The 19,423-nt window shown below is 44.0% G+C and carries 14 protein-coding genes; 3 read left to right on the top strand and 11 right to left on the bottom strand.

Going from position 1 to position 19,423, the window contains the following annotated elements; translation table 11 throughout:
- The first annotated feature begins 133 nt into the window (after window positions 1-133).
- Window positions 134-601 carry an FxLYD domain-containing protein gene (locus GK047_RS24255; RefSeq protein WP_163952614.1) on the top strand — a complete coding sequence of 156 codons (468 nt, stop codon included), beginning with the start codon at window positions 134-136 and terminating at the stop codon, window positions 599-601.
- Between the two features lie 147 nt (window positions 602-748).
- Here the strand turns inward: GK047_RS24255 and GK047_RS24250 are convergent, their stop codons facing one another.
- From GK047_RS24250 to GK047_RS24235, 4 genes are all read right to left on the bottom strand, one after another.
- Entirely contained in the window at window positions 749-1,516 is a 768-nt protein-coding gene (locus GK047_RS24250) for a polysaccharide deacetylase family protein (RefSeq protein WP_163952612.1), read from the bottom strand.
- A 45-nt stretch (window positions 1,517-1,561) separates the two neighbouring features.
- Window positions 1,562-2,152 (bottom strand): YkoP family protein, encoded by a 591-nt coding sequence (locus tag GK047_RS24245; protein ID WP_240344172.1) that lies wholly within the window; start codon window positions 2,150-2,152, stop codon window positions 1,562-1,564.
- 209 nt (window positions 2,153-2,361) lie between these two features.
- Window positions 2,362-2,958 (bottom strand): sensor domain-containing protein, encoded by a 597-nt coding sequence (locus GK047_RS24240; RefSeq protein WP_240344171.1) that lies wholly within the window; start codon window positions 2,956-2,958, stop codon window positions 2,362-2,364.
- 284 nt (window positions 2,959-3,242) lie between these two features.
- Entirely contained in the window at window positions 3,243-4,121 is an 879-nt protein-coding gene (locus tag GK047_RS24235) for a sugar phosphate isomerase/epimerase family protein (protein WP_163952606.1), read from the bottom strand.
- A 261-nt stretch (window positions 4,122-4,382) separates the two neighbouring features.
- On the opposite strand from GK047_RS24235, the gene GK047_RS24230 reads away from it, so the two are divergent.
- Complete coding sequence (locus GK047_RS24230) at window positions 4,383-6,659, top strand: helix-turn-helix domain-containing protein (RefSeq protein WP_163952604.1); 2,277 nt, start codon at window positions 4,383-4,385, stop codon at window positions 6,657-6,659.
- 81 nt (window positions 6,660-6,740) lie between these two features.
- On the opposite strand, the gene GK047_RS24225 is transcribed toward GK047_RS24230, so the two are convergent.
- The 6 genes from GK047_RS24225 to GK047_RS24200 all read right to left on the bottom strand — a co-directional run bounded on the left by GK047_RS24225 (window position 6,741) and on the right by GK047_RS24200 (window position 13,842).
- The gene (locus GK047_RS24225) at window positions 6,741-8,366 is read right to left on the bottom strand and encodes a type 2 periplasmic-binding domain-containing protein (protein WP_163952602.1); all 1,626 of its coding nucleotides are present in this window, start codon (window positions 8,364-8,366) and stop codon (window positions 6,741-6,743) included.
- Between the two features lie 40 nt (window positions 8,367-8,406).
- Window positions 8,407-9,312 (bottom strand): carbohydrate ABC transporter permease, encoded by a 906-nt coding sequence (locus GK047_RS24220; protein ID WP_163952600.1) that lies wholly within the window; start codon window positions 9,310-9,312, stop codon window positions 8,407-8,409.
- Window positions 9,313-9,329: 17 nt separating this feature from the next.
- On the bottom strand, window positions 9,330-10,298 hold the full coding sequence (locus GK047_RS24215) for an ABC transporter permease (protein ID WP_163952598.1): 969 nt from the start codon (window positions 10,296-10,298) through the stop codon (window positions 9,330-9,332).
- Window positions 10,299-10,797: 499 nt separating this feature from the next.
- Window positions 10,798-11,958 carry an SMP-30/gluconolactonase/LRE family protein gene (locus tag GK047_RS24210; protein WP_163952596.1) on the bottom strand — a complete coding sequence of 387 codons (1,161 nt, stop codon included), beginning with the start codon at window positions 11,956-11,958 and terminating at the stop codon, window positions 10,798-10,800.
- 31 nt (window positions 11,959-11,989) lie between these two features.
- Entirely contained in the window at window positions 11,990-13,000 is a 1,011-nt protein-coding gene (locus GK047_RS24205; protein WP_163952594.1) for a zinc-dependent alcohol dehydrogenase family protein, read from the bottom strand.
- A complete protein-coding gene (locus GK047_RS24200; protein WP_163952592.1) occupies window positions 12,997-13,842 on the bottom strand; it encodes an SDR family NAD(P)-dependent oxidoreductase in 846 nt (281 codons plus the stop codon). The genes GK047_RS24205 and GK047_RS24200 overlap by 4 nt, the downstream gene beginning before the upstream one ends.
- A 278-nt stretch (window positions 13,843-14,120) precedes the next feature.
- On the opposite strand from GK047_RS24200, the gene GK047_RS24195 reads away from it, so the two are divergent.
- Entirely contained in the window at window positions 14,121-14,780 is a 660-nt protein-coding gene (locus GK047_RS24195) for a TetR/AcrR family transcriptional regulator (RefSeq protein WP_163952590.1), read from the top strand.
- 658 nt (window positions 14,781-15,438) lie between these two features.
- Here GK047_RS24195 and GK047_RS24190 read toward each other — a convergent pair.
- Complete coding sequence (locus GK047_RS24190; protein WP_163952589.1) at window positions 15,439-18,516, bottom strand: S-layer homology domain-containing protein; 3,078 nt, start codon at window positions 18,514-18,516, stop codon at window positions 15,439-15,441.
- Between the last annotated feature and the right edge of the window lie 907 nt (window positions 18,517-19,423).

Below are 19,423 nucleotides of genomic sequence, written 5' to 3'. Positions count from 1 at the left end.
AATAAAATGCCCACGGGAGGATCTGCCCCTCGCAGAGTCACGGAAATGGTAGATTATACATGCATATCTCCGTAATTCGTGATATAATCAACCGCACTTAAGTCTCAATTTGGATATAGGAGTCGTCAAACATATGCATAAAATTTTCTTTATAGCGACAATATGCGTGCTGCTCGCAGCTTGCTCGAATTCTCAATTAAACAGTTCGCCATTAAAAACGAATGTTGATCAAAGGCAAGCTTTAGAAGCAAAGCAACGGGCGAATGCCTTGGCTATTGCAGATCAAAAAATACAAGATCATATAGAAGAAGAGAAGCGGATTAAGCAGCATGACCTAAGTCAACTCGATATAACCGACACGAAAATCCAAGAGGGTGAATATGATCAAAAATATGTGGTGGGTACCGTAAAAAACAACTCTGGAAAAGAGCTGAAAAATATTGAAATTAATATAATGCTATACGATGACTCTGGTGCTCAGGTTGGTGAAACAGTAGCGTCCGTAACCAGCTTCGAAAAAGATGGAACGTGGAAAATGAAAGCGATAATCTTTCAAAAAGAAGCTACTAAATTCAAAATTAAAAAAATTGACTCTTTTTGATGCAGTGCACCCCTTAGAATAGACATTAGAGCCCCCCACGGGTTAATTCGATTACAATCTAGGGGGTTATTTGTCATGTCAGCAAAAAAAATCAGAAGTTATTGAAATAACGATACTCCTTGTAACCATCTCTTCCATTACACTAGCCTACGAATGGACCTGACCAGAACGTTTGGCTCTTGGCATGACTTTTCCAATACTCCCTGCTTCCTTATCCAACAGCGCATCCGTTCGCAGACATTTCAATCCCTTCGTACGAACTTCTTTCAGAACTTCCTTCAGTCCTATTATCATACGCTGCGGCGCTTCCACATCTGCCCCAAGTGTATCGCCACTGTCATGCAGAACGACGATGGAGCCCGGTTTAATTTTTTTCAACAAGGTACGCTTCATTTGTTCCGAGCTGACCGATGGTTTCCAATCTCCCACCATAACCGACCACAATGCAATTCGATAAAACTTTCGCATCAAAAGGAGATCGCCTAGATTAAGAAGTCCCCAGGGCGGTCGGTAAAAGGTAGGTCGTTCTCCTGTAATTCGCTCGACAATGTCAGCTGTGCGATCTGCTTGCTCTCGTTTACTCGCCCATGGAGACAAGATCCAGTTGGAGGTGTGAACATAGTTATGAATGCCGATTTGGTGCCCCTCCTGGTGCATTAGCTGAATCAGCTCCGGGTATTTTTCCGCTTTGCTGCCCAGTACGAAGAAGGTGGCCTTTACATCATGCTCTTTTAACAAGATTAGCAATTCAGGCGTATAACGGGGGTCAGGACCGTCATCGAAAGTAAAGGCAATTTCCTTCGCTACTTTTCCTTTGGAGAAAACGCCCCACCCATATATTCGGGTAAGAATAAAGGGAACGATCATATAGAGGATCATCACATCTATGGATAAAACAATTAGCATCTGTATCATGAAACCGCCTCTTTCTTCATTCGACCCTGCAGATCCTGGTGACCATCAAGCGGTGATGGTTTCGCATCTATTTTTCCGTACCATAAAACGTTCTTTCAGAGACTGCTTGCTTATCACCAGCATCACGGGAACTAACTTCTCAGTGCTATGTTGGACTCGTTGTCTCCCCTCCGGATGCAGCACACGAAGTAGGAAGCGAAGATACATCGCATAAAATCGTCGCTGCCATTTGGACTCGATGGGATGCTGTTCAAACCCTATTCCGTGAATGATCCCCCTATTAAGCAGCGTGATCCCGGTTATGGCCTTGATTTTCACCAGTTCTGGATTACTTTCCAGCTCCTGACTGATTTGCTTCATCGCATTGCGAAGCTTGCGTGCAGTACTCAACCCCGCTCGATCTGCACTTACCGTACGTGTAAGCCCCAACACCTGTCGATTATCCAGATGAAGCTCGCCCACCCAATCCCCGGCAAGTATCCGATGTCCATCGTGACAGGTAATACTTTTTCCGCGATGCTGCTTGACCACCAATTTGCATATGCCGTATCCCCTCATAGACTCGCTTCTAAATCTGGTCAAAAAGTCAAACACGTTCTCCCACATCATCCAGAGGGATTGTAAAGATGTTTTCATAAGTGCCGCTGCCATGATCTTTTCTCACTTTCATTTTGGATTGGATACAACAATCGTTAGAAATTATACTTCTCCCTAGATTCTTTACTTAGACGATTAAATAAGCAGCTGACCCTACATCCACTTCCTCTCATTTTGGGTTTCACTGGATCCACAATTCAGCATGGCAAAGATCGTGTCATAAATGATAGTGACCTTCTGTCATCTCTTTATTTTCGAGCTAAACCTTTAACCATACGACGCGTATGACCCCCGATCATCTTTACCAAACCATTGCCCAAGTAAAGACCGATCCAAACAAGTATGGCACCTGCAAGCATGATGAGGAGCGAGGCCCCGAACGTTTTGATTTCCATCCCGAAGAATGAAAAATTATAAAACGGGTACAAGGCAGGAGCTAACAGGAAAATAAGAGGTGTCACGTAAAAAAGAGCAACACAAATAATACTGACAAGTCCAATCACGAATCTCAGCATCAGCCACAATATCGCTTGCCAATTACGCTCATTCAATAGCTCAGCTTTAACCTGCTCCCACAAGCTTCCTTCCTCTCTTATTCGGCTTGGAACCGGACCAATAGAGATATTCGTGTAGATTTTGGTTTGTATCCGTTCGTGCTGCACAAACGCATGGGTGGAACGCAACACATAATGGAGGGTCGGAAGTCCTATGATGGTAATTGCCATTGTGACTCCCAATGTGATGCCCACCAAATAAAAGCAAAAGTAAAATAGTCCTGTCACAAAAGTAAGTAGTAAAAAAACGAAGTTTCTCAGGTGTTTTCGGATTCTTTGATTAATGCCCATCACTCCCTCTCTACTTTGGAAATCTCTTCATCTGTACAACTCTTATACTAGTTCTTGTGATGTAAAATCGAATAGTGCCTTAATGTCATATGACAGATCTTCTCGATAGACACCTACCGATTAAGTCTCATTCCACGTCAAAAACACCCTATCAGCTATTTCCGGGAAGGAATGTAGAAGATAGGGTGCAAGTTGGCTTATTCAACATCAGATGCTCGAATATCCTAAGACAATAAATCACTTCAGGAATAGTTCTTCATGATACTTCATGCATGAGTATGCGCTCACAGAGGACACTGTTCAAATAGGCGGCGTAAGTTGTCCATTGCAATGCGGGAAGCCATTTTACATTCTTCCATGCCTTCAAATTCGATCGTAATGTATCCGTCATAGCCAGACTCTTTAATGAGCTTAACAATTTTGCGAATTTCGATATCTCCTTGTCCGACAATCGCGCCACGAAGGTAATTGCCATGAGCGGTAATAAACCAGTCTCCGTCACCAGGATGCTCATCATATGGACGGAAGTAGAAATCTTTAAAGTGAACAAGCGAAGCATAAGGCAAATTTTTCTTGACGCCAATAATCGGATTTTCGTCGACGCACATGAAATTGCCAATATCGAGTGTTGTCTTGAAATTCGGACGATTGACTGCTTGAAGAACGCGCTGTACTCGGTCACTTGCTTGCACACTAAAACCATGATTCTCAATTGTTGTCGTAATGCCATATTGAAGAGCATAATCGGCGATTTCTTGACTTCCTCTTACGATCAAGTGCAAGTTTTTCTCAAACCATTCAATCGTCATATGTTCAGGTGGCAAAGTAAAAGCCGTCACATCGTGGCGCATATGCTTCATACCTAGTCGATGCACAAGGTCAACATGCTGCTTCACACGAGCAACTTCATCTCGGTATTTCTCTTCCGTTTCCTGAACGAAATTCGCTGGCATCGAGTAGTTAGATAAGTCAATTCCCACTTCCTTTGCCTTCTCTCGAACCGCATCCGCTAGTTCAAGATTGTCCACAAGTGTATACCCATAAGGGACAATTTCCATATGTTCCCCACCATGATCTGCAATCCATTGGATCGCATCCAAAATGGTCAACTCTCCAGCTTTAATCGCTTGCAGCAAGCTATAAGAACTTAAGCCGATTTTCATAATTTCCTCCTCATCAACCTACCCTTAGGCAAAATTGTCCTTTACATGTATATTGATTCCCTTGAATTTAATTGAATTTAATTGCCTTTTCTTGGCTTTTCTTGGGTTTCAGAGTCCTTCCTTCTAAAGTAATAGAACTCTGTCTCTATGTCCAAATGATATATTTATTGCTATCATTGAACTATTCATCATATCTTCATAATAAGTACATTAATGTATGTAAGCATTAGCATCCTTTTACACGAACAGGGGGCACCATTCATGAAACGACATTACTTCAAGTCCAAACTGTTTAAAAAATATATATGGTCCTACTTGTTCATTCTGCTTATCCCATTAATTATGATTACGGTGTTCATTTATTTAAGCGCTGTCACTAATCTCCGAACAGAAATTGAGCGCTCCCATCTCAGTCAATTAACCCAGAGCAGAAATATTATTGATGATCGGATAAAAGAACTAAGCAATATTGCTTCACGCATCGCTTATGACGAAAGATTAACGCCTTATCGGATTCACGATCCATATTATAGTAGAGAAGCCATTGACGCCTTGAATCAATACACAGCACCGAGCGCAATCATTAGTGAAATGTTCCTATATTTCCACAATGACAATCGAATATATTCGACCAAAGGAATGTCGAGTCTAGATGTGTTTCATAGCCAGTTCAGCTTCAACAATTGGTCTTCTGCAGATGTAATCCAAGACTTAAACAAAGTCACATTCCCTCTGATGCGTCCTACTGAGCTTACAAGCGATCACTTGGCCTCGCAGGGATCTGTGCTGGCTTATCTCGTTCCCATTACACCGAACAGCCCTAACCCACACGGGACAGTGATGTACCTGATCAAACAATCGGAGCTTTCCAGTCTTATCAGTTCCATCCTGGGCAATTATCAAGGACAGTCTTATATCTTTGATAACTACGGAAGCATACTGACTGCTAATAGTCAGCAAGAATCTCTTAAAGAGAATGAAGTGAGCTCACTCTTCCAGCTTGCACCTGGCATTCACAGCCAAACTTTAGATGGCAAGGATCATTCCATTGTTTCGGTAAAATCAGAAGAAAACGGATGGACCTATGTGACCGTCATGCCGAGTGACCAATTTTTCAGCAGTGTTGTGCATGTTCGCAGTATCATCATCATGTTGTTCTGCATTGTTGTTGTTGTAGGAGCAATCATCGCTCTGTTATTAGCCCGGATCCAATATCAGCCGATTTCACTGCTCGCCGAGTTTGCTAATTCTAGGTTTAAAACGAGCGAATCCCAACAAGGAAATGAACTCGAACGAATCAAAAACGTTTTACAGGAGTACATCTCTCGCGTTGATCTCCAGGAGCCTTATGCGCGCAATCATTTCTTATCCATGCTGCTCAAGTACGGGAACGCTCAAGGCGCAACTCCTGATATGCTCAAAGCATTCGATCTTCAGTTCAATCATTCTCAGCACTTTGTAATGATCTTGGGTTGGAAGAATATGCAAACAATTCCACACAACAGACAAGAAGTTATTCAATTGCTAACGCAAGTTGAATTTCCAGCGCTTTCAGCAACTGCCTATGGCGTCGAACTAACTCAACTCGATCAGGTTGCACTTATCGTCAGCTTTAATCTGGATCGCTCTGCAGAGCCCTTTGTCCATGTTCGCCGTATTGTCGAAGCAGTTCGCAGCAATGTACTGGAACTGGACATGCTGGATATGATTCCGATGATAGGTGTTGGAACTCATTATCCGAGTCCCGACCAACTCAATCAGTCTTTCATTGAAGCTTGCTCCGCATACGAGCTAGGAATGTCTTCCGAGCAAAGCACGGTTACTTATTTTGAGAAGCTATCCTATACCACAAATCATTCGGTGTTGATTCCACAGTCTGCTCTACTCAAGCTATCACAAAGTTTGAAGCAAGGAAGCTACGATGCTGCGAAGCAAGTCATTCGTCCGGCATTCAAAAATTTACAATCGCCTGACATTTCTCCACTGCTTCTAAGATGTATCACCTTCGATATTTTAAATACAATGCTAAGATCAGCTTTTGAGCTTGGGGTTCATCATGACATGCAAAATGTTGCTCCGAATATGATCTTTCACTCGCTAGACGAGTTAGAACGCAACTTCCTGACATTTGCTTCTCAAATTTGCGATGAAGTTGAACGCACCCATAAGAACGAAGAACTTTCGCTTATGGATCAAATCGTGGATTACATCAATCAACACTATACCGATAGCTCGCTCAGTCTCGAATCAATCTCGTTCGAATTTGCTGTTTCACCTTCCCATATTAGTCGGACTTTCAAAGATAAGATGGGACTGAACTTCATCCAACACATCTGGAAAAAACGAATGGAAGCAGTGATGCATCTGCTCAAAACGACAAACGATCCACTGAAAGATATCATTATGCAAGTCGGCTATCTCGATACGCCTAACTTTATTCGTAAATTCAAGAAGGATACTGGCTATACGCCTGGTCAGTACCGCAAATTGTATACAAATATAGATGCCACGGATGATTCAAGCGACCTCGAAACATAACCTATATTAGGAATCTATCGGTTCATCCATAAGCATGACCCGGTAGATTCCTTTCTTGCCTTCATGCATCAATCAAGCTATTTATTTCGAAGCTTTGTTCCAACGATCGTATGCGGCTTGATTCAATTCTACGATACGGTCGCCACCCATTTTCTTTACTTGAGCTTTGTACTTATCCCAGTTGGAAAGTGCCTCTTGACCTGTTACAAACTTCGCTTCCATTTGCTCTACGTATTTATTGAGGTCAGACAATATAGCAGATGCTTCAGCCTGCTCTTCCTTCGTCAAGTAAAGGTTCGGGAACGGAGCTTTCGCAATGGGAACAAGCTTCTCTTGATTTTGTTTGTCTAACCACATCTCAAAATCACTTCTCAAACCCTTTGTAACATCTGGAAGGTTGATACCCGGAGGAACGATCCCTACGTTAGGAGTAAGCAGACCTTTGTAGTCATCGCGAGTTACACCCTCTTTAGGAACGGGAAGCCATTCTTTCTCATGAGCCGCTTTGTCTTTATATTTCCAAAGAACATTCTCAGGACCTTGGGAGAACAAAGTAGCGCCTTCATAACCGTATTGATAATCTGCCCAACGCATGGATGCTTCTGGAGATTTGTTATTTTTCGTAATAGCAAATGTACCATTGGAAGATAGCCCAGGGTGCTTAGCGTATACCGGAGAACCCGGTACTTCACTCTTCACCGGTGTCATAAGCGGGTTGTCATTGTTCGGATCACCACCGTAGGTAAATGCTGCAAACCAGTCAGCAACCAATCCAATTTGATTATTTTTACCTTTAGCTTTTTTCTGATCATTTGTTTGTGAGAATGTTTCATGGTCAAGCAAGTCTTCATTCCACAATTTATTCATGAAAGTAAGGTAGCCTTTGTAGCCTTCTTCCATTGGTGCATAGTGGACTTTGCCTTCTTTATCTGAGTAAATGTCCGATCCATACATTCCCCAGAATCCAAGGAAGTACTGTCTAAGATCCTTCAGTTTTACCGAGGAAAGTGGCACTTCGTCCTTTTTACCGTTTCCGTTCGGATCTTCTACTTTTACTCGTTTCAAGTATGTGTATAGTTCATCTGTCGTCTTCGGCACTTCCATGCCAAGGGCTTTCAGGAATTTACCGTTATACCACATCGGACCTTGCCACCATACCGCAGTTAAATCGATGTTTGGCAGCGCATAGATATGGCCGTCTGGAGCTGTAATGGACTTGCGAATGTCCGGGTGCTCATCCAAGACCTTTTTCAAGTTTGGAGCATAACTTTCAATTAAGCCTTCAAGTGGAATCAATGCACCTTGTGTACCATAAGTTACTTGCTCTGCAGGTGTAAGATCTGCTCCGTAGAACACATCCGGCAAGTCACCAGAAGCAAATACAAGATTTTTCTTTGTTACAAAGCTGTCATCACGTGCATTTTTGTATTGAAACTTAATGTTCGTCAATTTCTCCATATCCTTAAGGACTTGCATTTGATTCCAATCACTCAAGCCTTTATCCTGTGCCATCATCGTCAACGTAATTGGTTGTTCAACGATTGGGAATCCTTCCTTCTTAACGCCTTCGACCTTCTTCGCACCTTCGACAGTCTTAGAAGCCTCCGTTCCTGCACCATCCTTAGATGAAGAGCAACCAGCTAAACTTGTTGAGCCGAGTAAAGTCAAACTTAACACTAGAGCCGAAGATTTAAGAAGCTTTTTCATTCTAAAATTCCCCTTTTCCCTAAATTATATATGGATAAGATTAGCCCTTTACGGAACCAATCATTATACCCTGCACGAAGTAACGCTGAAGGAATGGATAAATCATAATGACCGGGAGTGTCGAAACAATGATAACTGCATATTTCACAAGCGCTGCGACTTCTGCTTTGTTATTCATCGCTGTTGCTGCTGCTGCATCTAGCCCCACTCCTACAGACGAGGCTTCTTGTAAGATCAAGATCTGTCGCAAAACGAGCTGAAGCGGATACTTCGCATTGTCAACCAAGTAAATCATGGCTGAGAAATAGCTGTTCCAGTTGCCTACACCGTAGAACAATGCCATAACTGCGATAATCGGCATAGACAGAGGAAGTACAATCTTGATAAATAATCGCAGATTTGTACATCCATCAATTTGTGCTGCTTCCTGCAATTCGTTTGGAATGATCGATTGGAAGAATGTCCGTGATACGATAATATTCCAGATCGATGCAGCTGATGGAATGACGATCGCCCACATCGTATCGATCATGCCTAAACTTTTCACTAGCAAGTAAGTCGGTACAAGTCCACCGCCGAAAAACATCGTGACCATGAACATACCCATAAAGAAACCGCGTCCCCAGAAATCTTTTCGGCTTAATGCATACGCTGCCGGAAGGGTCACGAATAAGTTAATTGCGGTACCCACCACTGTATATAGGATCGTGTTCGCATAACCTATCCAAATTGCACTGTTCTCAAAAACTTTCTTATAACCCTCCCATGTAATTCCTTTTGGCAGCAGCCACATCTCACCAGAACTCACAAGCTTTGGATCACTGATGGAAGCACTCATCATGTAGATGACTGGATAAGCCACAAGCATAAATGCCAAGGATACATACAGATAGTTACAAATACCAAATAGTTTATCTGTCTTGGCTTGTTTAACAACGATTGCCATTCGCTTCCCCCTTCCTTCTACCACAAGCTATTCTCACTCGTACGACGCACAATCTGATTTACTACAATTAGCATAACTGCGTTAACTACCGAGTTAAACAAGCCGATTGCTGTAGAGAAACTATACTGGGCATCTAATAATCCTGAACGATATACGAATGTTGAAATGACATCTGATGCTTCCATGTTCAGCGAATTCTGCAGCAAGAGGATTTTCTCAAATCCAACTCCCAGCAAGCTCCCGATGTTCAAAATTAACAAGATTGTAATCGTCGGAATAATCGTCGGAATATTGATGTGACGGATACGTTGGAACCGGGTAGCACCGTCGATAATCGCTGCTTCATGCTGCCCCGGATCTACACTAGACAAAGCTGCTAAGTAAATAATTGTTCCCCAACCGGCACTCTGCCACACACCTGAAAACACGTACATCGTCTTGAACCAGGCAGGGTCTGTAAGAAATTTAGGAGCATCGAATCCAAGTGCTTCGATTAAATGAACAATAATACCCGTTGAAGGTGACAAAAATGAAATGATCATTCCACCCATTACAACGACCGAAATAAAGTGAGGCGCATAAGTGACCGTCTGAACGGTTCTTTTGAAGAGACCGTCTTTAATTTCGTTAAAAGCAAGTGCTAGGATAATCGGAATCGGAAATCCAATCGCAAGTTCATATAAACTGATGCTAAGTGTGTTCCAGATCAGATCCCAGAAATAGTAAGAATTAAAGAATCGAGTAAAATGGTCGAACCCAACCCATGAACTGCCTTGAATGCCTTGGGTAGGAACAAAGTTTTTAAATGCGATTTGTATGCCGTACATCGGCCCGTAGCTGAACACAAGAAAGTACAGGAATGCAGGTAATATGAACATATATAGTTCCCAGTTCTTCAAAATCTTTTTCTTCAGATTATTCTTCTCTTCCTTCAGTTTCACTTTAGGAATCCCGTTGTCTTGTATAATACTTGGAGTAACCTGCATCGTTTCACCTCCTCCTATTTCTGTGAATTGTTAGTCTGAGATTGTGCGTTCAACGCTTCGGTTCGAAAATTCAGAAAATTGATAGCGTTTACATAAGAATAGTTAACAATGATACATCGGTAAATATGTCATTTTTGATGGTAGGTAAAACCCCTTGTCCCCCACATTGAAAGCGCATACTTAACCTGAATTATCCACGATTTTCGATGTGTAATTTTTGATCGCAAACGCCATGCTTACACCCATCGCATATTCATTAAACCCCATTACAATGGGTACTTAATCTCAATAGCTTCAATTCCGGACGGATATCAAAAATAACACAGATCATACAAGTTAGCATAAAAGCTAATCACTGTGTGCTTATTTTATTGCCCCTCCACGCGGACTAGGGGGTTAGCCTCCTATATCTTCCACCAAATAAAAAAAAGCAACCTTTACGGTTGCGATGTTTTATTATGGTATGGCGACGCCGATTTAACCCTTTCAGATTCCAGCATTATTTTGTTACACGCAGACGACGAACACCTTCGCTGCCTCCTGGCGCTGTTCCTATATAGAGATATCCGTTATGGTTTACAGCCGTAGTTACGCCATACAGTGAGCCTTCCGGATCGTGCCAGCTTTCAATAAGCTCCCCCTGCGGGCTGAGCTCCACAGCAAGCCCATGCTTCGCCGGTGCGCTTGCGCCGCTAAGCAGTGACTCTGGGATTTTGGCCATGGTACCTGCCAACCACGGGTTGCGGTGCATCTGATCTACAAAAGAAATGCGACTCGTGAAGATCCCGACCCAGAAATGACCTTGCTCATCACGCGTAATGTTGTCTGGAAAGCCTGCGAGATTGTCAACGAAAATATCAGATGTCCCCTTCTTTGGACCCTTGAGCCAGTATCTGGTCAACTGATAATGATACGATTCTGCCACAAGTACGAAATCTTCATCCGCAGACAAGGCAACCCCGTTCGCAAAATAGAGACCTTCAAACAGGACTGTCGTCTGTTTGGTCATTGGATCATACTTCAGCAAACGTCCATGCGGCTTGTTCTCGGCCATTTCTTTGAAAGTCACGCGACCATAGTTCGAGGTGTCAGAGAAATAAATGGAGCCGTCCCGGGCAATATCAAGCTCGTTAGCCAAATAGATCGGCTTGCCGTCCACTTGATTGGCCAATACCTCTATACTCCCGGATGGTTTTATAGACAGCAATCCCTTCATGATATCAGTAACGATCAAATCGCCATTTGCATCGAATTTAAGTCCATTTGGCGTTCCTTTGGTGTCTGCAAACACTTGGGCCTTTTGCGGATTGCCCTCTGCATCGAAAGGAACCTTATAAATTTTACCGTCCGAATCTCCTGTATATAGCTGGCCCTCCTTATCAAATGTAATGAATTCCGGGGATTTAGGGGCATCGGTAATAAGTTGAGCTGAGCTGAGTTTGTTGTTCTGTTTCCAAGGGCCCGCTTCCTGAAAAGAGGGGGCCGTTGGCGCCAACCATTTTACTGGTTCGATAGGTGAAGGAACAAGAAGGAAAATGATGACTCCAACAAGGAGCACCGCAAGCAGCGATAGCCCCCACCTGCGCACTTTTCCTGATGAACGTTTAGGGCGATTTACGCCTTCAGTAGATTTAACGGAGCGAACTTGTGTATCTGGCATTTGAGTGCCTCCTATGTCTTTTAAGTGAGATTTAAATTTGGACGATGATTTTACCGAAATATTGCTTTCCTTCAGCCAAGAGCGCGAATGCTTCTCCAATTCGCTCCAGAGGGAATACATGGTCGATGACGGGATGTAAACGATGATGGGCAATCGCTCGATTCATCTTTTCAAAGTGATCCCGGTTGCCGACTTGACTGCCGCGAACAGTAGCGGCTTTCTGCAAGATGCCTGTGACATCATATTCCGGAATGGTCAAGCCCGATAAGAACCCGACCATACTCAAGGTCCCTCCAATGCGAAGCGCATTTATGGATTTGACCATCGTTGCCGCTCCTCCAACATCCAGTACATGATCGACGCCGCCAGTCAACTCTAATACTGTCTTATCCCAATCGGGAACCTCCGAATAGTTAATCGTTTGCCATGCACCGAGAGCTTTTGCTCGTTCCAGCTTGTCGTTGCTGCTCGATGTGATGATCGCTCGTGCTCCGGCCATAAGAGAGAATTGAAGCCCGAAGATCGAAACACCGCCTGTTCCTTGCAGCAGCACGGTATCACCCGCTTGCAAACCACCGTATTCGATTAGCATGCTCCATGCGGTTAATGCCGCGATCGGCAAGGTAGCGGCCTCCTCCCAAGTGAGGTGATCGGGAATATGGACGATTCCGTCTTCATGAAGAACGACATACTCGGCCGCTACTCCGTTCAACGGACCTCCCAAGCTGTCTCTTAACACATCTGCTTTGGGACTGCCGGCAATGAATCGCTGTTGCAAATTACCCGCTACTCGGTGTCCGACCTGAAACCTTGTTACTCCTTGGCCAACGGCTACAATTTCTCCCGCTCCGTCTGATAATGGAATGAAGGGAAATTTGATTTCAATCGGCATTAGTCCGCTGAGGATCACTAGATCCCGGTAATTGAGAGAAGCTGCCTTCATGCGGATCAGCACCTCTCTAGGTCCTGGCGTTGGTTTGTCGAGTTCCGTCAAGGTTAATTCCTCAAAGCCGAAGCCATTTTTCAGTTGTATAGCTTTCATTTAATAGTCCTCCTTGCAAGATCAGATTGATTACCCGGATTCTTATTATTGCTGCTATATCCTTCACGTGGACGAATCATGCTTCCAACAAGCCGAAGACTTTGCTTTCGTGTAATGAATCGCGATAACTGCGCCCCGAGATAATTCTGCACACCCGGAACAACATACACTTTCCCTTCCTTCAACGCGCGAAGTGCAACCTCTACGACTCTTTCTGGTGTGTCTTTCTTTCCGACGGAGGCTTCTTCCGCTCCTACGACATTAAAGAAACTGGTGTCCGTCGAACCGGGACAAAGTGCGAAGAATTTGATGCCGCGGTCGCGGTTTTCAAACCATAACGCTTGAGTAAATGACAGGACGAAAGCTTTCGTTGCCCCGTATACCGCCATATAGGGAAGTGGTTGAAATCCCGCGGTTGAAGCAACATTGATAACTACACCTGAGCTTCTGTGCAACATGTCCGGCAAGAACAAGTGGGTCATATCTACAACAGCGGCGACATTGAGCATCACTTCTTCATGTTGACGCTCACCTGACACTTGTTCAAATAAACCATGTGTAGCAAAGCCTGCATTGTTGATCAGCATTTCGATATCCACTTTCAAAAGTCGACATTTCTGATATAACTCGCTGGGTGCGCCCTCTTTTGCAAGATCCATAGAGATTACCTCGGTTTTGATGCCATACATCTTTCTAAGCTCTGATGCCAGGCTCTCAAGCTTGCTCTCTGATCGGGCCACGAGTACCAAATGGCTGCCTTGTTTGGCCAATTGTCTCGCGAATTGCTCTCCGATACCGGAGGAAGCCCCCGTGACAAGCGACCACTTTCCTTGAATTTTCATAACGCCACTCCTCTTAGAATACTATGTTATAGTTTAGTAACAATGTTACCAAATACTCGGAAGCAACCCCCTAAACCCAAAGAATTAAGAATCATCGTATTATTTTGGTAACACTGTTTCCGATATGACTCATTGTAATCCCCCTTTTTTAGAAAGTCAATATAATCTTTGAACATTTAACCTCACATTGACAACTGCCCAACAACTATATAAAATTCCCGGTATGGAGTAGGAAACTATGTTTCCTGACGAAAACATGATAACCGAAGGTGATAATTATGACCGACCAAGATATACCCTCTAATGTGAGCACACGAATGTTGAAAACCTACCAAGAAGCTCGCTTGCAAAATACTGAAAATCTCCGGAAGCTCGTAGTTGATGCTGCGGCAAGACTCTTGCAAGAAGAGGGCCCGGAAGCTGTTACGGTGCGTAAAGTATCGCAGAAAATGGGTTGCTCGACAAAAATCATTTATAGTTTGTTTGTTAATAAAGAGGGCTTGGCTCAGCATTTGTATCAGGACGGTTGTAAGCTTCTGGCTAACGAGCTCGAGGGGACACCGCAGACTGCTAATCCGGCACAACATTTGCTGAGTATAGGCGAAACTTTTTGGCAATTCGGGCAGCGTTACTCCAGCTATTATAAGCTGATGTTTGGAGGAGCCTTCGCAAATTTCAAACCGGACGAGGAAAGCATGCATGGCACTGTAACAGCCATGCGGCAATTATTAACTGTGATCAGCCATGCGCAAGAGCAAGGACTGATTTCCGCCCAGTATGATACGGAATCCGTTGTACGTATATTCTGGGCCTCACTTCACGGCGTCATTCATCTTTACATGGGTGGACATTTGGGAGATGTACAATCGGCTCATGCAGTATATAGGCAAACGTTGTCTTTGATTGTCAGCTCCTTGTTGTCAGATCCTAGCACCTAAAGGAGGGTCCCTTCCAGTTGACAAGTCACACAGCAATTTCCGGTAGAGCTGAGCCTCACAACTGAGTTAAGTTCCATTTCGTGGTAGAAAATTTTAAGTAGCCTCCCCCTTTCTGCTTCTTCAACGTTCTTGTATTAACGACAACCCTTGGGCTTCAGAAAACCTTGTAAAAATTTCAGAATGATTATGTGTCTTTATGGCATCCCTAAGGGATGCGCAAATTTTTAAGTAATGGCTGACATCATACTCACGAGGAGGAGGGCTTTTAGCGGTAAATTCAAATGCCGTACTCCTCCGTAAACGTCGTCAAATAGCCCCCAACTTTTGAAAGATGGGGGCTATTTGACGTTTGCTGTGTATTAGAGGTTATAAACGAGATGATAGTTCGCTATTTTTTTCTATTGCCCCGCCGCTAGAATTAAAACTAATTACTCCATTAGAAGAGTCGGCACTAAACTAGACATAAACAATTCTTCTCTCTGATACTTATAACACTCGTTATCTGTAAAGAAGACACCGTACTCCTGCCGCAAGGGACAGTCCGTGAGGACTAAACTCCTGACCGCATCGCTGCCAGCGATGCACACTCCCACCATGGGGCATTAAAGCACCTAAAGCTTATGGAATTTATAGGATAATTAACCATAACTTTCACACGCTATTCTTTATGAATAATTACACTTACATTCGTATTATTTGCAGCTGGAGTGCTGACTGTAAAGAGTACATTCGTACCGTTTACAGTTACATTCCAGCCCGTAATCGTAGTGCCGAATGCTGCAGCAATTTTCGTTGCTACACTAGCAGCTGTCTCTGTTCCTGTTAGTGTTACATTTACAGCCACAGGTGTCGTTCCATCCGTGAACGTCACACGAAGCGTTCCTGCTGCTGTTGCCCCCGTAGTTATCGTTAATGTTGCAACTTGCGCGACACCTGCAGTTGTTACCGTTCCTGCTGTGGTAATCGTACTACTCGGTGTCCCTACTCCTGTTGCCACTTCCTCTACCGTTGCTGCAACATTCGCATTATTGACCACTGGTGCTTGGACTGTGAACTGAACATTCGTGCCGCTTGCTGTTACATTCCAGCCGCTAATCGACGTGCCGAATGCCGCAGCAATCTTCGTCGCTACATCAGCAGCAGTTTCTGTTCCTGCTATATATACATTTACAGAAACAGGCGTTGTTCCGTCTGTGAACTTCGCATGAATCGAACCTGCAACTGTTGCTCCATTAGCTATCGCTAATGTTGCAACTTGCGCTATACCCGTAGTTGTTGTAGCTCCTGGGGTAGTAATCGTACTATCAGGCATTCCTATTCCTGTCGCTATTCCCGATAACCTTGCTACAGCCTTCGTATTATTCACTGCTGGAGCATTGGCTGTAAAGAGTACGCTTGTACTGCTTGCAGATACATTCCAGCCCGGAATAGAAGTGCCGAACGCTGCAGCAATTTTTGTCGCTAGCTGGGCCCCTGTTTCTGGAGAATCCAACATGGTTACATTTACAGACACAGATGTTGTCCCATCTGTGAACTTCACCCCAATCGGTCCTCCGCTTGATTCAGAACCGGGAAGTGTCAATGTTACAACCTGTGCCGTGTTTGTGCCTAAATTTCCGAGGGTAGTAATTGTACTAGTTGGAGCTCCTACTCCCGATGCCTCAAATACACTTATTGCAACACTTGCATTATTCGCCGCTGGTGTTTGGGCTGTGAACTGAACATTCGTGCCGCTTGTCGTTACATTCCAGCCGATCGACGTGCCGAATGCCGCAGCAATCTTCGTCGCTACATCAGCAGCAGTTTCTGTTCCTGCTATCGATACATTTACAGACACGGGCGTCGTTCCATCTGTGAATTTTACATAAATCGATCCTGCTGCTGTTGCTCCGTTAGAAATCGCTAATGTTGCAACTTGCGCAATACCTGTAGGCATTGCAGCGCCTGGGATAGTGATCGTACTATCTGGCATTCCTATTCCTGTCGCCATTCCCGATAACCTTGCTACAGCCTTCGTATTATTCACTGCTGGAACATTGGCTGTAAAGAGTACGCTTGTACTGCTTGCAGATACATTCCAGCCTGGGATAGAAGTGCCGAACGCTGCAGCAATTTTTGTCGCTAGCTGGGCCCCTGTTTCTGGAGAATCCAACATGGTTACATTTACAGACACAGATGTTGTCCCATCTGTGAACTTCACCCCAATCGGTCCTCCGCTTGATTCAGAACCGGGAAGTGTCAATGTTACAACCTGTGCCGTGTTTGTGCCTAAATTTCCGAGGGTAGTAATTGTACTGATTGGAGCTCCTACTCCCGACGCCTCAAATACACTTATTGCAACACTTGCATTATTCGCGGCTGGTGTTTGGGCTGTGAACTGAACATTCGTACCGCTTGCCGTTACATTCCAGCCGATAATCGATGTGCCGAATGCCGTAGCAATTTTCGTCGCTACATCAGCAGCAGCTTCTGTTCCTGCTATCGATACATTTACAGACACGGGCGTCGTTCCATCTGTGAATTTTACATAAATCGATCCTGCTGCTGTAGCTCCGTTAGAAATCGCTAATGTTGCGACTTGCGCAATACCTGTAGGCATTGCAGCGCCTGGGGTAGTGATCGTACTACTTGGTGTCCCCACTCCTGTCGCGGCACCTTCAACTGTAGCTGTAACATTTGTATTATTTGCTGCTGGAGCACTGGCTGTAAAGAGTACATTCTTACCGCTAACAGTTACGTTCCATCCCGTAATCGTAGTGCCGAATGCTGCAGCAATTCTCGTTGCCACACTAGCAGCTGCCTCTGTTCCTGTTAGTGTTACATTTACAGCCACAGGTGTCGTTCCATCCGTGAACGTCACACGAAGCGTTCCTGTTGCTGTTGCACCCGTGGTTATCGTTAATGTTGCAACTTGCGAGACACCCGCAGTTGCAAGAGTCCCTGCTGTAGTGATAGATGTAGTTCCACTCACACCTGTAGTAGTTGGCAACGATGGTGATGGTGATGGCGATTCATTGCCATTGCCATCGTTCCCGCTCCCGTTTCCACTAGGAGCTGGCGTTGGTGTTGGTGTTGGTGTTGGTGTGCCACCGTTATTTATATTTGCAGGCGGCTTCTCTAACGTTAAGCTTTTCGCGTTGTCCAGCATCACAACGGCCTCTGCGCGAGTAATGTTTGCTTCTGGCTTGAAAATAGGGTCTGCATACCCTGTAACAATGTTTTTGGATGCTGCTGCTCCTACTGCGCCTTTGCTCCATAATGCCATTGCTGAAGCATCTTTAAATAGATTAGCCGCCCACTCATCGTTAGGCAAATTCAACAGATGCGCTACAACAACTGCTGCTTCTTGGCGGCTTAGGGGTTTGGAACTGCGAATTGTCTGATCTTCATAGCCTTGTATGTAACCTGCTTCCACTGCTTTTTGAACTTCTATATATTCCCAATCAGACACTATTAAATCAGTGAAGCCTATACTAGTAGTTTTATTGAATTGAAACAAGCGGTTAACTAAAACCATGAACTCCCCACGCGTAATTTCGTTGTTCGGTTTGAGAGAACCGTCTGTATATCCCTTAATTAAACCTTGGGAGATCCAGCTTCTTAATTGGTTTTCCGCCCAGTGTCCTTCAATGTCCGAATGAAGCGTTTGACCGTATGCAACTCCGACTGATGCGAACATCAAACATATCATCAGAACGATCGATAGTACTTTACGAGCAAATTTTCTAGCAATCATATGAAACCTCCACTTCAGACTAGTTATTCTGTGTTGCTCAAAACAGGAGTAAACATTTGATAGAGCTCCTCCATCACTTTGTCCTCCTCCTTAAACCTATACGGTGATTCTCAGTTCATACATTCAGTGACAAACTGACCCATTTGTCAGCGATTAGCTGAACATTTCTTATCTTCGCCCTCGGTATTTCGAACAATTTGATCGCGTAAATAAACTTGTTTTACTATGGAATATCTGGTTCAATCATCAAGGTTTACTTCCCACCATGAGTCTGAAGCAAGCTTCCCACATGTAGCTCCCATCAGCTCAGCAAGAAGTTTGTGGCTATCAAAGACATACGGAGAAGCTGATTGCACCGATTCCGCATTTACTAGCCCTCGGCACCTGCCAGAGTCTTCTTCGGAGTTACGCTCGAAATGCTGTTTGGTAGTAAGAAGCAGTTGACCGCACTCCTGATACTGAAATTATGACCACTCCTTAAAAACTAGATTCTGATTCTATCCCTTTATCGGTTTTTCTCAACCATTTTTTAACATAAGGCTCTATTTTTATTGTTACTTTTAACCAAGAGGGAATCTCCCACCCACAGATATTAAAATAAACTCGTATTGTCCACAAGCAACCGAGAAACAACCGATAATTAAAAAATTCCCATTTTTACCATCGGTTTGAACACAGGAATAAAAAGCTTAGAAATTTGCATACCAAAGAGCCGCTAAACACTCAGAAATCTTTGTGTTTAGCGGCTTTTTTTGGAGCCTAGGGGGACTACTCCCCCCTAAACCTCTCGCATAAGCAGGTGCTTTCCCGTAGTGGTTGGTTGCATTACTCAACTCGATGTATGAAATAATTTCGCCTATGTAAAAACCATGAAACACAATTTTAGGATAGGTAAACTCCCATCATA

The organism is Paenibacillus sp. SYP-B3998 (genome assembly GCF_010820665.1).
Lineage (GTDB): Bacteria > Bacillota > Bacilli > Paenibacillales > NBRC-103111 > Paenibacillus_E.
The sequence above is the reverse complement of the archived record's forward strand: the minus strand, read 5'-3'. Positions and strand labels throughout refer to the sequence as shown.

What these genes read in the sequence shown, in the direction of transcription:
- GK047_RS24255 (WP_163952614.1), top strand. Translation starts at nt 134, where the DNA reads ATGCATAAAATTTTCTTTATAGCGACAATATGCGTGCTGCTCGCAGCT.
- GK047_RS24250 (WP_163952612.1), bottom strand. Translation starts at nt 1,516, where the DNA reads ATGATACAGATGCTAATTGTTTTATCCATAGATGTGATGATCCTCTAT.
- GK047_RS24245 (WP_240344172.1), bottom strand. Translation starts at nt 2,152, where the DNA reads ATGAAAACATCTTTACAATCCCTCTGGATGATGTGGGAGAACGTGTTT.
- GK047_RS24240 (WP_240344171.1), bottom strand. Translation starts at nt 2,958, where the DNA reads ATGGGCATTAATCAAAGAATCCGAAAACACCTGAGAAACTTCGTTTTT.
- GK047_RS24235 (WP_163952606.1), bottom strand. Translation starts at nt 4,121, where the DNA reads ATGAAAATCGGCTTAAGTTCTTATAGCTTGCTGCAAGCGATTAAAGCT.
- GK047_RS24230 (WP_163952604.1), top strand. Translation starts at nt 4,383, where the DNA reads ATGAAACGACATTACTTCAAGTCCAAACTGTTTAAAAAATATATATGG.
- GK047_RS24225 (WP_163952602.1), bottom strand. Translation starts at nt 8,366, where the DNA reads ATGAAAAAGCTTCTTAAATCTTCGGCTCTAGTGTTAAGTTTGACTTTA.
- GK047_RS24220 (WP_163952600.1), bottom strand. Translation starts at nt 9,312, where the DNA reads ATGGCAATCGTTGTTAAACAAGCCAAGACAGATAAACTATTTGGTATT.
- GK047_RS24215 (WP_163952598.1), bottom strand. Translation starts at nt 10,298, where the DNA reads ATGCAGGTTACTCCAAGTATTATACAAGACAACGGGATTCCTAAAGTG.
- GK047_RS24210 (WP_163952596.1), bottom strand. Translation starts at nt 11,958, where the DNA reads ATGCCAGATACACAAGTTCGCTCCGTTAAATCTACTGAAGGCGTAAAT.
- GK047_RS24205 (WP_163952594.1), bottom strand. Translation starts at nt 13,000, where the DNA reads ATGAAAGCTATACAACTGAAAAATGGCTTCGGCTTTGAGGAATTAACC.
- GK047_RS24200 (WP_163952592.1), bottom strand. Translation starts at nt 13,842, where the DNA reads ATGAAAATTCAAGGAAAGTGGTCGCTTGTCACGGGGGCTTCCTCCGGT.
- GK047_RS24195 (WP_163952590.1), top strand. Translation starts at nt 14,121, where the DNA reads ATGACCGACCAAGATATACCCTCTAATGTGAGCACACGAATGTTGAAA.
- GK047_RS24190 (WP_163952589.1), bottom strand. Translation starts at nt 18,516, where the DNA reads ATGATTGCTAGAAAATTTGCTCGTAAAGTACTATCGATCGTTCTGATG.